Below are 14,209 nucleotides of genomic sequence, written 5' to 3' on the forward strand. Positions count from 1 at the left end.
ACTTATTGAAAAAGCTAAAAAATTCAACATTGAAGTTACAGTTGGAATGAACGCACAACAATTACAAGAATTAATTGATGCTGCAGAAGCAAACAAAGGAGAATAATTTATGGCAGAAACAGTTAAAAAATCTACAACAGCTAAAAAAGCTACTGCTAAATCAGCTCCAGCTAAAAAAGCTTCAACAAAACCAGCTGCTGCAAAATCAGCTAAAGTTACAGTTCAAAAAGACAAAAACGTTGCTAAAGTTGCTCATAAAGCAGATTTACCAGCACAATTATTTGCTAGTGAAAAAATTTATGAACAAGCAGTATTTGACTCAATCTTATCAGAGAGAGCATCAAGAAGACAAGGAACACACAAAGTTAAAAACCGTTCAGAAGTAAGTGGTTCAGGTAAAAAACCTTGAAGACAAAAAGGAACAGGTAGAGCACGTCACAGTTCTATGCGTTCACCAATCTGAGTTGGAGGGGGAAGAGCATTCGGACCTAAACCAAACAGAAACTACTCACTTAAAGTTAACAAGAAAGTTAAATTCCGTGCATTTATTTCAGCTTTAACATTATTAGCACAAGATCAAGCTGTTATCGTTGATGATTTAGCATTAGACACAATCTCAACAAAAACAGTTGCTGCTAAATTAGCTGAATTACAAGTAGCAAACTTAAAACATGTTTTAGTTGTTACAGAAAACACAATGGTTTACAAATCAGTTAGAAACTTACCAAACGTTACAGTTGTTAAAGCTAACTCATTAACAGTTGAAGCTGCTATTGCTGCTGACGTTATGATTGTTTCAAACGAAAGTCTTGAATTATTAAAAGGGAGAATTAAATAATGGAATTAACAAGAATCATTAAAGCTCCAGTTTTAACTGAAAAATCAGACATTCAAAGAGCTAAAGGTGTTTACACATTTAAAGTAGACTTCCACGCAAACAAATTCCAAATTGCACAAGCTGTTGAAACAATTTTCCAAGTTAAAGTTGACAAAGTTAGAACAATCAAAGTTGATAAAAAAGCTAAAAACGTAGGACGTTTCCACGGATTTACAAACCGTTACAAAAAAGCTATGGTTACTTTAAAAGAAGGTTCAACATTAAACTATGTTCCATCAGACGCTGAAGAAGCAGTTTTAGCTGAAACTAAAGCTAAAGCAGATGAAGCTAAAAAAGCAAAAGCTTCTAAAGCTTCAGAAGTTGAGAAAAAAGCTGCTGCTAAATTAGCTGCTAAAAAAACAACAGCTAAAAAAGCAAACACAGCAGTTAAGAAAACTACTACAAAACGTAAAGTTGGTGGAGAATAATTAAATCCGATGAACTTTATGTTCAAATCAAACAATTAGTTAAGGGGTTTTAATAGTTGCTTAAAAGATAATCTTGCAAATCCCCAAATATTTTTAAGCAAAGGAGAAGACAAATGGCTATTAAACATTTTAAGCCAACTACAAATGGTCGTAGAAACATGTCTACTCTTGATTACAGACAAAACTTATCAGGTCACGCTCCAGAAAAATCACTTTTAGTGAATTTAAAAAATCATGCTGGACGTAACAACCAAGGTAAAATTACTGTTAGACATCATGGAGGACGTGTTAAAAGATTCTACAGACTTGTAGACTTTAAACGTAATAAAGATAACATCCCTGCTACAGTAAAAACTATTGAATATGATCCAAACAGATCAGCAAACATTAGTTTAGTTGTATATGCAGATGGAGAAAAAAAATACATTTTAGCTCCTAAAGGTATTAAATTAGGACAAAAAGTTGTTTCAGGAGACAACGTAGATATTATTGTTGGTAACACATTACCACTTTCAAACATTCCTGAAGGTACATTTGTACACAATATTGAAATGCAACCAGGTGCTGGAGGACAAATTGCACGTAGTGCAGGTACATCAGCTCAAATCCTTGGTAAAGATGACAATGGAAAATACGTAGTGTTAAGATTAAAATCTGGTGAAACACGTCGTATCTTAGCTCGTTGCCGTGCAACAATTGGTGTTGTAGGAAACGAAGAACACTTATTAGTAAATATTGGTAAAGCTGGAATTAACAGACACAAAGGTATTAGACCTACAGTACGTGGATCAGTAATGAACCCAGTAGATCACCCACATGGAGGAGGAGAAGGTAAACAACCAGTTGGTCGTAAAGCTCCTCTTACACCATGAGGTAAAAAAGCTCTTGGAGTTAAAACAAGAAAAACTAAGAAATCTTCAAATAAACTTATTTTAAGAAGAAGAAAGGATGCTAAATAATGGCACGTAGTCTTAAAAAAGGTCCATTCGCAGATGACCATTTACTTAAAAAAGTAGATGCTATCGTTGAAGGAAAAGCACCTAAAAAACCAATTAAAACTTGATCAAGACGTTCAACAATTTTCCCTAACTTCGTTGGATTAACATTTGCAGTTCACAACGGAAAACAATTTGTTGAAGTTTACGTTACAGATGACATGGTAGGTCACAAATTAGGAGAATTCTCACCAACTAGAACATTCTCTGGTCACGGTGCAGATAAAGGGAAGAAGAAATAATGCAAAAACAACAAGCAAAAGCTCACGTTAAATTGCAAAGAGTTAGTGTATCTAAAGCTAAATTAGTTGCAAACTTATTTAGAGGTAAAGATGTAACTGTTGCTTTAGGGTTATTACACAACACAAACAAAAAATCAGCTCCTATTTTCATCAAGTTATTAAACTCAGCTGTTGCTAACGCAACACACAACCATGGTTTAGATGCTACAAAATTATTCGTAAAAGAAGTTTATGTAAATGAAGGTCCAACTCTTAAAAGATTCCAACCAAGAAGCCAAGGTAGAGCTTACTCTATCTTAAAACGTACATCAAATTTATCAATCACATTAGAGGAGAGAAATTAATATGGGACAAAAGGTTAATCCAAATGGTTTCCGTTACGGAATTTCAAAAGCTCACAACTCACAATGATTTGCAGAAAAAGCTAACTTTGGTTCATACTTAGTTGAAGATGCTAAAATCTACAAATTCTTTGATAAATTAGTACGTCAATACCAAATTGGTAAAGTTGAAGTAAAACGTAACGCAAACAACAAAGTTACAGTTTTAGTTCACACAGCTAAACCAGCTGCTATGTTAGGTGCTGAAGGTAAAAACATTCAAGACTTAACATTAGCATTATCAAAATTTATTAAAAACAAAAACTTAAACTTAAATGTTCAAGTTTTAGAACTTAAAAATCCAGATTTAAATGCAAAATTACTTGCAGAAATGATTGCAACAAAATTAGAAAACCGTGAAAGTTTCCGTTCAGCACAAAAAATTGCTATTAGAAATGCAATGCGTGCTGGTGCTAAAGGTATCAAAACAGCTGTTTCAGGACGTTTAAACGGAGTTGATATGGCTAGAACAGAAGGGTACTCAGAAGGAGAAATGAAACTTCACACATTAAGACAAGATGTTGATTACGCTACAGCTACTGCTAGAACAACATACGGTGCAATTGGTGTTAAAGTTTGAGTATCATTAGGTGAAAAATTGGAAGGGGATAAATAATGCTTCAACCAAAAAGAACCAAATACAGAAAACCATTCATTCAAAGACACGACAAACGTAAAGCAACAAAAGGAAACAAAGTTTCTTTTGGAGAATTTGGTTTACAAGCTGTAACATCTGCTTGAGTAACAGCTCGTCAAATTGAATCAGCTCGTATTGCTGCTACACGTAGAATGGGACGTGAAGGGGAAGTTATTATCCGTATTTTCCCTCACTTTGCTAAAACATCTAAACCAATTGGTGTACGTATGGGATCAGGAAAAGGTACTCCTGAATTATGATATACAGCAGTTAAAGTTAATACAGTTATGTTCGAAGTGTCAGGTGTTGCAGAAGATGTAGCAAGAGACGCTTTAAGATTAGCTGGTCACAAATTACCTGTTAAATGAAAAATTATCAAAAGAGAAGAAGGGGATAAATAATGCTTTACAAAGAATTAAAAAACAAATCAGTTGATGAATTAAACACATTAGTTGAACAACTTAAAGCAGAATTATTTACTTTAAGATATAAAAACGTTACAGGTGATTTAAAAGAAACACACAAAATTGCAAACATTAGAAAAGACATTGCTAAAGTTAAAACAGCTTTAAATGAAAAAAAAGGAGCTAAATAATTATGGAAAGAAACTCAAGAAAAACTTTAGTTGGAACAGTTGTTTCTGCTGGTAAAACAGCAAAAACAATCATCGTAGCAGTTGACACATACAAAAAACACCCATTATATTCAAAACGTTACAAATCAACAAAAAGATTTGCTGTTCATGATGAAAACCATGTTGCTAAATTAGGTGACATCGTTGTTATTATGGAAACAAGACCATTATCAAAAACAAAACACTTCAGATTAGTAGAAGTTAAACAAACTGCAATCGAAGGAAATAACTAATGATTCACGAATTATCTAGAGCAAACGTTGCTGATAACTCAGGTGCTAAAGAAATCGGTGTTATTCGTGTTTTAGGTGGGTCAAAGAAAAAAACAGCAAACATTGGTGATGTTATTGTATGTTCAGTTAAAAAAGCTATTCCAAACGGTATGGTTAAAGAAGGGCAAGTTGTTAAAGCAGTAGTTGTACGTTCAGCTTACGGAATTCACCGTGACAATGGTACATACATTCGTTTTGATGATAACGCAGTTGTAATTTTAAAAGAAGATGGAACACCACGTGGAACACGTGTGTTCGGACCTGTTGCTCGTGAAATTAGAGAAAAATACCCAAAAATCGTTTCACTTGCACCTGAAGTACTTTAATTTATTTATAAGGAGATAAGTTATGAACAAAATCAAATTCAAAGTTAATGATGAAGTTATGGTTATTGCCGGTAAAGATAAAGGAAAAACAGGTCAAATCGAAAAAATCTTACGTTCAGAAAACAAAGTTATCGTTAAAGGTGTAAATATTGTTAAAAAACACAACAAACCTTCACACCAAAACCAAGATGGTTCAATTTCAGAAAAAGAAGCTCCAATCCACGTTTCAAATGTTGCATATTTAGTTAAAAAAGCTACAAAAGATAAACCAGCACAAATCTCAAAAATCGGATACAAAATTGATGACAAAGGTAAAAAAGTAAGAATCGCAAAAAGAACACAAAAGGAAATCTAATATGTTAAAAAATGTTTATTTAGAAAAAGCAGTTCCTGCTTTAAAAGAAAAATACCAATATAAATCATCAATGGAAGTTCCAAGAATCGAAAAAGTTGTATTAAACATGACAGCTGGAAAAGAAATCAACAACTCAAAAGCTATTGAAGAAGTTTTAAATGAATTAACATTAATCTCTTCTCAAAAACCATACCAAACAACAGCTAAAAAATCAAACGCTTCATGAAAACTTCGTGAAGGTATGCCTATGGGTGGAAAAGTTACACTTCGTAGAGAAAGAATGTGAGACTTTTTAGACAAATTAATCAATGTTGCAATGCCACGTATTCGTGACTTCCGTGGAGCTAATCCAAAAGCTTTCGATGGAAGAGGTAACTACAACTTAGGAATTAAAGAAGAAATCATCTTCCCAGAAATCGAATTTGACAAAATCCGTAAAATCAAAGGGCTTGACGTTATTATTGTAACTTCAGCTAAATCTGACCAAGAAGCTAAAACATTATTAGAAGCACTTGGTGTACCATTCGAAAAAAAAGGAGCTAAATAGTTTATGGCAAGAAAAGCATTAATCGCAAAAGCTAAACGTCACCCTAAATTCTCAACACGTGCTTACACACGTTGTGAATTATGTGGACGTCCACACTCAGTTTTAAGAAAATACAAAGTATGTCGTATCTGCTTTAGAAACCTTGCACACGAAGGTAAAATTCCAGGTATGAAGAAAGCGAGTTGATAATTATGTTTATTACAGATCCAATTTCAGATTTAGTTGTTAGAATCAAAAACGCTAACATTAGAAAACATAAAACTGTTTCAATTCCATATTCAACTAAAAAAGAAGCTATTGTTAAGTTAATTTTAGAAGAAGGGTACATTGCATCTTACACAGTTTCAGGTGAAGGTGTAAACAAAGAATTAGTAGTTACATTAAAATACAAGAAAAACAAACAAGCTATCGTTGACTTTAAAAGAGTTTCTAAGCCAGGTCTTAGAACTTACGTTAAAGCAGATGAAATTCCTAGTGTTTTATCAGGTTACGGTACAGTAATCATCTCTACTTCAAAAGGATTAATGACAGGAAAACAAGCTAAGGAGGCTAATGTTGGTGGTGAAATCATCGCTTACATTTGATAATTAGTATGTCTCGTGTTGGAAATAGAGTTTTAGTTATTCCTGCTGGAACAGAAGTTTCAGTTAACGGTAACACAGTTACAGTTTCAGGAAAACACGGAAAATTAGAAAGAACATTTAGTCCATTAATCAAAGTACAAGTAGAAAACAACCAAGTTACAACAGTACGTGCAAACGAAAACAAACAAACAAAACAATTACATGGAACAACAAACGCTCTTATCGCAAACATGATCAAGGGAGTTTCAGAAGGGTTCCAAATTGATTTAGAAATCAAAGGGGTTGGGTACAAAGCTGAACTTAGAGGAAATGAACTTGTAGTTAACGCTGGATACTCACACCCAGTTTCAAAACAAGTTCCATCAGAATTAAAAGTTACAGTTGCTAAACCTACAGAAATTTCAGTATTTGGAATTAGCAAAGAGCAAGTTGGACAATTTGCTTCAGTAGTTAGAGCAATCAGAAAACCTAACGTGTACTCAGGTAAAGGTATTTCTTACAAAGGTGAAAAAATTAGACGTAAAGAAGGGAAAACAGCTTCTAAATAATTTAGGAGTTGCTAGGTGAATAAAATGAAAGCAAAATCAAGAAACGCAGCTAGAAAAGTTAAACATGTTCGTTTACGTCAACACATTAGCGGTACAGCTACAAAACCTCGTTTAAATGTATTCAAATCACACCAAAACTTCTATGCTCAATTAATCGATGACACAAAAGGTGTTACATTAGCAAGTGTTTCAACACTTAAAAATGAAAAATACTCAGGAAACATCGCTGCAGCATCAGAATTAGGTAAATTAATGGGTGAAAAAATTAACAAATTAGGTATTACAGAAATCGTTTTTGACCGTGGTGGATACATCTACCATGGACGTGTTAAAGCATTTGCAGAAGCAGTAAGAGAACAAGGAGTTAAATTCTAATGGAAAACAAAAAAGAAGTTAAATTAGAAGCTGGAACAAAAGAAGTTACAGCAAGAAGACCAAGAACAGTTAAATCAGAAGCTACAGAAAACAAACAAGAACGTGCAAACAGAAAACCAATGAACAGAAGACCACGTCAAGCAGCTCCTAAATTCGAATCAGAATTCTCAGAAAAAGTAGTTGACATTGCTCGTGTTACAAAAGTTGTTAAAGGTGGAAGAAGATTCAGCTTCTCAGCTTTTGTTGTAGTTGGAAACAAAAAAGGTCTTGTAGGATTTGGACACGGTAAGGCAAACGAAGTTCCAGATGCTATCAAGAAAGCTGTTAAAGATGCACAAAACAACCTTGTTTCAGTACCAGTAGTTAATGGTACAGTTCCACATGAAATTACTGCTAAATTCTTAGCATCTAAAGTAATTTTAAAACCTGCTCCAAAAGGAAAAGGACTTATTGCTTCAGGAACAGTTCGTGCTGTTGTTGAATTAGCTGGATACACAGATATCGTTACAAAAACATATGGATCTCGTTCAAAAGCAAACGTTGTTAAAGCTACAGTTAAAGCATTATTAAACATGAGAACTGTCGAAGAAATCGCTGAAATCAGAGACAAAGAAGTTAAGGATTTATAATATGGCAATTAAATTAAATACTTTAAAATTCACAGAAGGTTCAAGACCAGAAAAACACCGTAAAGGTAGAGGACACGCTGCTGGAAAAGGTAAACAAGCTGGTAAAGGACAATCAGGTCAAAACAAACGTAAAGGTCACAGATTAGGATTCGAAGGGGGTCAAACACCATGATTCCGTAGAATCGGAAAACGTGGATTTAACAATGTTAACCACGTTGAATACCAAGTAATCAACCTTGCTGATTTAGAAACAAGATTTAACGACGGTGATGTAATCACAATTGAAGCTTTATTCAGTGTAAACTTAATTAAAAGAAATATGCCTGTTAAATTATTAGGAAATGGTACATTAACAAAGAAATTAACAATCGATGTACACAAAGCATCAGCATCAGCTAAAGAAGCTTTTGCTAAATTAGGTGGAACAATTAACGAATTATAATTTCTAAATTCAATTAAACATATAAGGCACTTTAGCTATGCTAAGGTGTTTTTTATTTTTGACCTTCTTTATCAAAACATTTAAATTTCATTAAAATATCTGCTAAATTTTAACTTTTTGTATTTAAACAATGCAATTTATACAAAAGGAGGAATATAAACAAAATCAAGAAAATAGCTAAAAGGTTGCACTCATCGAACTCTTTTACGACTTTGTCTTTGTTTTAGTTATTAGCCAACTTGTCGGTATCTTTAATTTAGGTGAACACGGTTCTTCTCATGATGTAGCTCATGCATCAATTTTCAGCTTAGATATCCTTAAATTTTTCGGTGTCTTAATCATCCTACTTAATATTTGAATCCATAAGACAATGTACTTTTACCTTTATGGGACAGATAATGTTCCTGATAGGATTTTCACACTTGTTGATATAGCATTTTTAATGTTATTTATTTACTCATTTAACATTGAATGGACCAAACTTTTATGTTCTTTAATATAATCTATTTACTTATTTTATTAAGTATGGGTATTCAATATACTTACAGATTTATTGTTAACTGACATAATAAGGAACAAAGAATAATCTTGGTACAAAGTTCATACAGGCTTTACTTGTATGAATTGGACTCATCATTAACTACCCATATGGAATAATCCTAATTTTCTTAGCCCCTTCTTTAGATTGAATTCTTGCAATAATATTTGCATTCTCTAAGACGAAGGTCGGAAAATTCAACTTTCAGCATTTACTTGAAAGAGTTGGTTTTTTAGTTATTATTTTCTTTGGTGAGATGATTATTTCTATATTCCACGTAATTACATCTGAAAAATCACAAGACAGTTTAGTGTGATATTTAGTATTAAGTATGCTGATTATTCTTGACTATTCTTGATGTATATTAGAAGCGCAAATTATATGGCTTAACATCATGCAAGCTACAAGAAAAGTTCGCTTGTATTATTTACGCACTACCTCATTTATTTTTCTTTAATTGGGATTATATTAGCATTTAACTTTTGAATCTATAATCCTGTTAACTTATTAACTCTAACAATTATGACTGGTCTATCAATTGTTATATTCTATTCAATGATGATTGTCAATACGTTTCTATTTAATAAATCTCATTTTAAATATGATTGAAAGAATCTACTAATTGACATAGCATGATGGTTATTCGTTTATTATGCTGAGTAATAATACCTACTATGCGTAATATGAACTCACATTCATCGTTTACCCCTTACTCACTGGGATTGGTGTGGTTACCACTCACTTGTATATCTTTTATAAAATTAAAAAGAAGAAATCTGAGCAAGGAGAATTAGTTGTTAAATAGAATTATTGAACAGAGAAATCTGTTTTTTTATTTAACTAAAATAAATCTTTTTAAAAATTATTAAAAAAAGTAGACTAACTTACTTTTTGTCTACTTTGAGTGTTCTTGTTGGAAATTCTCTTTTCAATAGAAGTTCAATTTCGCGAGTAATCATCACTTGACGTTTCCTTAGTTTTTAAAAGTCTATCAATAGCTAAATTAAAATAATCATCATTTACTTCAATACCAATAAATTTTCTATGATTTTGAATAGCAGCAACACCAGTTGTTCCACTACCCATAAATGGATCTAAAATTAGGTCTCCAGGATTGGTGTGTATTCTTATTATTTCATTCATAATTTTTAAACTTTTTTGAGTTGGGTGGATAGTTCTTTCTATTCCGGAAACTACAGCACTTTCAAATGTTGATCTAAGATATGGTATCTTTTCTGGCTTATTAAATGTTCATTTACCATGTTTTTTCACACCTCAAATAGCGAATTCCATATCTTGTACATATCTTCTATTAACATTTCTAGGCATGGGATTTGTCTTTTTTCAAACTAATATATCTTTAACATTTATATCATTATTATCCAAGGCGTCACACAAGAAGCTTATAAATAAATATGAACAAAAAATTATAATTGAACCATTTGGTTTTAGCAATTTAGCATAATTTTCTATTCATCCACATACATCAAAGTTATTGTCTCAAGCTCCGAAGTCGACTCCTTTTCTAGGATTGTTCAGTGTATTAAAGTTATTTTCTTTTGAAATATTGTATGGTGGATCAGTTATTATAGCATCAACTTTAACTTTATTAGCTTGTAATTCTTTAACAAATGTAAGAGAGTTTGCTAAATGGCATTCAAATTTTTCAGTTTTAACAGTTTTTTCTTCATAAACCTTCGCAATCTCTTCGGCAATTGCTTTAGCTAATAAAGGTGGCACAGCATTACCAATTTGTTTGCAAACATTGCACTTATTTCCGTAAAAAATATATGTATCAGGAAATGATTGTAATCTTGCCGCTTCACGTGGTGTTATTGCTCTGTTTAAGACCGGATGTGAGTTTCTCCCATTAGATGGTGTGTCGAATCTTGTGTCTATAGTAGGACTATAACTATCTCATACTAGTCTTGATCATGTGGTTGAAAATTTTTGTTTACCATGAAGTTCTTGTGGTAATGATTTTTTATCACCTTCAGCAGGGATTAGAGATAACTTATTTAATGCTACTTCAGAATGATTTGTTGCTTGATGATTGTACAATGTATTGGAGTTTTTTCTCATCGATCTCTGATAGTCACTTTGTGGTGAGAATTTGTAAGCACTCTCAAAAGAACCTTCAGCAGAATTTAAATACGCTAAGTCACTAATAGCTTCTCTAACAGTAACAATCTTATTATTTCCTTTGGGTGGAAGTATGCTTTTTGTTTTAGAACCAATTATAATAGCTCTTTCTCTGTGTTGTGGTATACCAAAGTTTAAAGCATCAAGTACATCATAATTGATAATGTAACCCAACTGATGAAATTCTTCCAAAATTTGTTTCATGAAATATCCATTTGCAGCATTAATTAAATTTTTTACATTTTCAATTATGAAAATTTCAGGTTCCAATTCTTTAACAATTTCTATATATTCTTTGAAAAGGAAGTTTCTAGGATCGTCTAATCCTAGGTTTTTACCCTTCAATGAGAAACCTTGACACGGTGGACCACCAACGATCATATTAATTTTTTTCTTTTTAGCTAATTTTATAATTTTATCTTTAACATCTCTATTAGTTAAATCACCGTGAATAGTCTCGCTACCCTTAATATTTTCTTTAAACGTTAATAAAACTTTTTCGTCAAAGTCAACACCTATAAGTGTTTTAAAATTTGGTACCGAATCCAAACCACAACTTAATCCACCAGCACCACAAAATATGTCTAAAATTCTAAATTCCATTTTCAACTCCTAAAAACATTGAGGTAATTAAATTTTGTACCTCAATTATACATCTTATTCGGACTAGCAATTCAAAAATGTTGAGTTTTTATGTTAGAATTACTATAATGTAATTAAAAAATTATTGGGGGATATTACATGAAATTTAAATATATTAAACTTTCAGATTTTATTAAAATGGAAAGTTCGCCATTTATATTAGGTGCTTTCCACAGTAGAACATTAACTTGCGAAATTGATGGGAAAGAATATTTCTATACATATTCGAACTTTAAATCATCGAAATTTGTAAATTCAATCAAATTCAATTTACTTGACTATCTTGAAACTTTGATAGACAAATTGAATAAACATTCTTGATATGAAAATTGAATTAATTTTTCTTCAATAAAAAGTAAAGTGGACATTAGATTTTATATTTTAAATGATATAGGGTTATCTTATAGTCTATTTTACAATATGATAAATAATAAAATTAGGTCATCTAAATGAATTACTAATTTTGATTCAGACGAAACTTTATTAAATGAAGATCAAAAGGATTTCATGCGTGGTTTCGTAGAGTTGCGTGGTAGCATTGATACAAAATTAAAATGACTTTCACAGGATTATTTCTATAACAACAGAGTAGAACTTAAGAGATCACACATAATAGTAGGCATGTTAAATATCCCCTTATGCTACATTAATTTTAATGCTCGAGATCTTCAACCACAGTTTGTTAATAATATTCAAAAAAGAAACACACAATTTAGAATAAATTCTTTCTATTATGCTAAAGAAATAGGGTTCATCAATGATTATAAAGCAACTATTTTCGAAGTTGTATATGATCAACATTCTAAATCTATAAAAGATGATATCGTCTATTTTGATGTTGAGCTACCTAAAGTAAACGCCGATGTTACTTTCATTAGTCGTTTAAACTTTTTTTCTAACTATATTTACAAACAGCAATTAACTAAAGAATTGGTTGAAAAATTCAGAAAGGATTTAAATTTTAAAACCGATGTTAATGATAAAAAATATAGAAATTGAAAAATTATCGACATATTCGATGATTTAGCAGAAGATAAATGCGCTATTTGTGGAACTACAAGTACATATTTAAAGAAAAATACAAATAGGCAATATTTCGAGATCCATCATGTGATATCTCTATCAAATGATATTAATAATTTAGATGAAATAGGTAATTTAGTTAAATTATGTCCAACATGCCATAGAATGTTAAAGAAGAACAGTGGAAAAACAGAAGAGCAGTTAAAAGCGATAATTAAAATTTTACATGAGCATCCTGAGATATATGAATTCACTAGCTCATACTTACAAATTAGTGATATTAATGAATTAGCTGAAAAGATACAATCAATGTTAGCTTAATTTTTATGTAGTGATAAATCATTAAGTCATTCTAGTAGATTTACAATTTCTTTATGTAAAACTAATGAATAGACAGGACACTTCTGTCTATTTTTTCCTATATTTAATTGTGCATTTTTTACATTAGTTACATCAGTAGCAAAATAAATTTCTAAATTAAGATCACTAGGCTTTTTCAATTGCATTTCATTAATTTATATTGAGAGTATGATAAATATTTATCAAAAAAGACATTAAAAAAATCACAACTTCAATAGTCATGATGTTTAAATAGATTAATCTAATGGTGCCGCTTATGAGAATCGAACTCATGATGGTTGGTTACGAGTCAACTGTTTTACCACTAGAACTAAAGCGGCTAATGGTGGAGATAAGGGGAATCGAACCCCTGTCCACAAATTGAGCATGTTGCTGCATCTACAGTTTAGAATACTTTTGACAACTGTTTTAATGATAAAGTATTCGAAAAATATTAAACAGTTTGGTTAAATTTCACATTAGTTTACCAAAGCTAATGCTATCCTCTTAAGACCAACTTTAATATAGAAAGGAGCTGCATTAAAGTCACCAGATTGCATTTAATTAAGCAAAAACTGGGTTTAAGTTGTTCATTGAGAACATTGCAAAGTTTGAAACTTTGTTTTCTTTTTTAGCGTTTCCATTTAAGAAAGTCTAGAAGTAATTATAGTCTACCACACTACTGCAGCAACAACACCCCAAAGTATGTCGAAACCATTATATCCCCATAATGATTATTTATATGAATTAATTAGCTTATTTAGTTTTTTATTAACTTCGTCTTTAATGATTTTTTGTCTTTTATCATACTTTTTAAGACCTTTAGCTAAAGCTATTTCTACTTTAATTCTTGATGAAGAATTAAAGTACATTTTTAAAGGTATGATAGTAAGACCTTGTGATTCTGTAGCAAATTTAATCTTACGAATCTCATTTTTATGAAGAAGTAATTTTCTATCTCTAAACTCATCAGCTTTTACGTGCATATATTGCTTGAAGTAAGCTTCCTTAATATACATTTCACCTTTGTAAATAGAACAAAAGGCATTTGAAATGTCAATTGAATTAGCTCTAGCTGATTTTACTTCTCAACCAAGTAATTCAATTCCTGCTTCATATTTATCAATAATTTCATAGTTGTGATGAGCTTTTTTATTTGTGCTAATTATCTTCATACAATTAAATTTTACTATATTGTTTTATAAACATTTTATTTTTTCACTTATGTGCTACCAGTAAAAGGGGTAAGGAATT

General features: G+C 31.4%; 22 protein-coding genes, 1 tRNA gene and 1 other RNA gene. 19 read left to right on the forward strand and 5 right to left on the reverse strand.

Annotation, left to right across the window (positions count from 1 at the left end; genetic code table 4):
- The first annotated feature begins 109 nt into the window (after positions 1 to 109).
- From rplD to rplO, 18 genes are all read left to right on the forward strand, one after another.
- The gene (gene rplD, locus NPA13_RS00515) at positions 110 to 838 is read left to right on the forward strand and encodes a 50S ribosomal protein L4 (RefSeq protein WP_257089290.1); all 729 of its coding nucleotides are present in this window, start codon (positions 110 to 112) and stop codon (positions 836 to 838) included.
- Complete coding sequence (rplW, locus tag NPA13_RS00520; RefSeq protein WP_257089292.1) at positions 838 to 1,305, forward strand: 50S ribosomal protein L23; 468 nt, start codon at positions 838 to 840, stop codon at positions 1,303 to 1,305. The genes rplD and rplW overlap by 1 nt, the downstream gene beginning before the upstream one ends.
- Positions 1,306 to 1,418: 113 nt before the next feature.
- The gene (gene rplB / locus NPA13_RS00525) at positions 1,419 to 2,264 is read left to right on the forward strand and encodes a 50S ribosomal protein L2 (protein WP_257089294.1); all 846 of its coding nucleotides are present in this window, start codon (positions 1,419 to 1,421) and stop codon (positions 2,262 to 2,264) included.
- A complete protein-coding gene (gene rpsS / locus NPA13_RS00530) occupies positions 2,264 to 2,542 on the forward strand; it encodes a 30S ribosomal protein S19 (protein ID WP_257089297.1) in 279 nt (92 codons plus the stop codon). The genes rplB and rpsS overlap by 1 nt, the downstream gene beginning before the upstream one ends.
- The gene (gene rplV / locus NPA13_RS00535; RefSeq protein ID WP_257089299.1) at positions 2,542 to 2,886 is read left to right on the forward strand and encodes a 50S ribosomal protein L22; all 345 of its coding nucleotides are present in this window, start codon (positions 2,542 to 2,544) and stop codon (positions 2,884 to 2,886) included. Before rpsS ends, rplV begins: the two co-directional genes overlap by 1 nt.
- A 1-nt stretch (position 2,887) precedes the next feature.
- Positions 2,888 to 3,538 (forward strand): 30S ribosomal protein S3, encoded by a 651-nt coding sequence (gene rpsC, locus NPA13_RS00540; protein WP_257089301.1) that lies wholly within the window; start codon positions 2,888 to 2,890, stop codon positions 3,536 to 3,538.
- Complete coding sequence (gene rplP, locus NPA13_RS00545) at positions 3,538 to 3,960, forward strand: 50S ribosomal protein L16 (RefSeq protein WP_257089304.1); 423 nt, start codon at positions 3,538 to 3,540, stop codon at positions 3,958 to 3,960. The genes rpsC and rplP overlap by 1 nt, the downstream gene beginning before the upstream one ends.
- On the forward strand, positions 3,960 to 4,154 hold the full coding sequence (gene rpmC, locus NPA13_RS00550; RefSeq protein WP_257089306.1) for a 50S ribosomal protein L29: 195 nt from the start codon (positions 3,960 to 3,962) through the stop codon (positions 4,152 to 4,154). The genes rplP and rpmC overlap by 1 nt, the downstream gene beginning before the upstream one ends.
- Positions 4,155 to 4,156: 2 nt before the next feature.
- Positions 4,157 to 4,426, forward strand: coding sequence for a 30S ribosomal protein S17 (rpsQ, locus tag NPA13_RS00555; protein WP_306428736.1), 270 nt, complete (start codon positions 4,157 to 4,159; stop codon positions 4,424 to 4,426).
- The gene (gene rplN, locus NPA13_RS00560) at positions 4,426 to 4,791 is read left to right on the forward strand and encodes a 50S ribosomal protein L14 (protein ID WP_257089308.1); all 366 of its coding nucleotides are present in this window, start codon (positions 4,426 to 4,428) and stop codon (positions 4,789 to 4,791) included. Before rpsQ ends, rplN begins: the two co-directional genes overlap by 1 nt.
- Positions 4,792 to 4,813: 22 nt before the next feature.
- On the forward strand, positions 4,814 to 5,146 hold the full coding sequence (rplX, locus tag NPA13_RS00565; RefSeq protein ID WP_257089311.1) for a 50S ribosomal protein L24: 333 nt from the start codon (positions 4,814 to 4,816) through the stop codon (positions 5,144 to 5,146).
- 1 nt (position 5,147) lies between these two features.
- Entirely contained in the window at positions 5,148 to 5,693 is a 546-nt protein-coding gene (gene rplE / locus NPA13_RS00570; RefSeq protein ID WP_257089313.1) for a 50S ribosomal protein L5, read from the forward strand.
- 3 nt (positions 5,694 to 5,696) lie between these two features.
- Positions 5,697 to 5,882, forward strand: a complete 186-nt coding sequence (locus tag NPA13_RS00575) for a type Z 30S ribosomal protein S14 (protein ID WP_257089315.1) — start codon at positions 5,697 to 5,699, stop codon at positions 5,880 to 5,882.
- A 2-nt stretch (positions 5,883 to 5,884) separates the two neighbouring features.
- Positions 5,885 to 6,280 carry a 30S ribosomal protein S8 gene (rpsH, locus tag NPA13_RS00580; RefSeq protein WP_257089317.1) on the forward strand — a complete coding sequence of 132 codons (396 nt, stop codon included), beginning with the start codon at positions 5,885 to 5,887 and terminating at the stop codon, positions 6,278 to 6,280.
- A 5-nt stretch (positions 6,281 to 6,285) separates the two neighbouring features.
- Positions 6,286 to 6,825: a 50S ribosomal protein L6 gene (gene rplF / locus NPA13_RS00585; RefSeq protein WP_257089319.1), complete on the forward strand. Its 540-nt coding sequence runs from the start codon at positions 6,286 to 6,288 to the stop codon at positions 6,823 to 6,825.
- Between the two features lie 24 nt (positions 6,826 to 6,849).
- Positions 6,850 to 7,200, forward strand: coding sequence for a 50S ribosomal protein L18 (gene rplR / locus NPA13_RS00590; RefSeq protein ID WP_257089321.1), 351 nt, complete (start codon positions 6,850 to 6,852; stop codon positions 7,198 to 7,200).
- Complete coding sequence (rpsE, locus tag NPA13_RS00595; protein WP_257089323.1) at positions 7,200 to 7,829, forward strand: 30S ribosomal protein S5; 630 nt, start codon at positions 7,200 to 7,202, stop codon at positions 7,827 to 7,829. The genes rplR and rpsE overlap by 1 nt, the downstream gene beginning before the upstream one ends.
- A gap of 1 nt (position 7,830) precedes the next feature.
- Positions 7,831 to 8,271, forward strand: coding sequence for a 50S ribosomal protein L15 (rplO, locus tag NPA13_RS00600; protein ID WP_257089325.1), 441 nt, complete (start codon positions 7,831 to 7,833; stop codon positions 8,269 to 8,271).
- 1,417 nt (positions 8,272 to 9,688) lie between these two features.
- Here the strand turns inward: rplO and dcm are convergent.
- On the reverse strand, positions 9,689 to 11,554 hold the full coding sequence (gene dcm, locus NPA13_RS00605) for a DNA (cytosine-5-)-methyltransferase (protein ID WP_257089327.1): 1,866 nt from the start codon (positions 11,552 to 11,554) through the stop codon (positions 9,689 to 9,691).
- Between the two features lie 138 nt (positions 11,555 to 11,692).
- On the opposite strand from dcm, the gene NPA13_RS00610 reads away from it, so the two are divergent.
- Positions 11,693 to 12,937: an HNH endonuclease signature motif containing protein gene (locus NPA13_RS00610; RefSeq protein WP_257089329.1), complete on the forward strand. Its 1,245-nt coding sequence runs from the start codon at positions 11,693 to 11,695 to the stop codon at positions 12,935 to 12,937.
- Here the strand turns inward: NPA13_RS00610 and NPA13_RS00615 are convergent.
- The 4 genes from NPA13_RS00615 to smpB form a co-directional block, all read right to left on the reverse strand.
- The gene (locus NPA13_RS00615) at positions 12,934 to 13,122 is read right to left on the reverse strand and encodes a hypothetical protein (RefSeq protein ID WP_257089331.1); all 189 of its coding nucleotides are present in this window, start codon (positions 13,120 to 13,122) and stop codon (positions 12,934 to 12,936) included. The genes NPA13_RS00610 and NPA13_RS00615 overlap by 4 nt on opposite strands.
- Positions 13,123 to 13,221: 99 nt before the next feature.
- Positions 13,222 to 13,296: transfer RNA gene (locus NPA13_RS00620), tRNA-Thr, on the reverse strand.
- Between the two features lie 3 nt (positions 13,297 to 13,299).
- Positions 13,300 to 13,682: a transfer-messenger RNA gene (ssrA, locus tag NPA13_RS00625) on the reverse strand.
- Between the two features lie 7 nt (positions 13,683 to 13,689).
- On the reverse strand, positions 13,690 to 14,130 hold the full coding sequence (gene smpB, locus NPA13_RS00630; RefSeq protein WP_257089333.1) for an SsrA-binding protein: 441 nt from the start codon (positions 14,128 to 14,130) through the stop codon (positions 13,690 to 13,692).
- Positions 14,131 to 14,209: the final 79 nt, after the last annotated feature.

The sequence above is a fragment of the Mycoplasma sp. 2045 genome (assembly GCF_024582715.1).
In the GTDB taxonomy this organism is placed as follows: Bacteria; Bacillota_I; Bacilli_A; order Mycoplasmatales; family Metamycoplasmataceae; genus Mycoplasmopsis.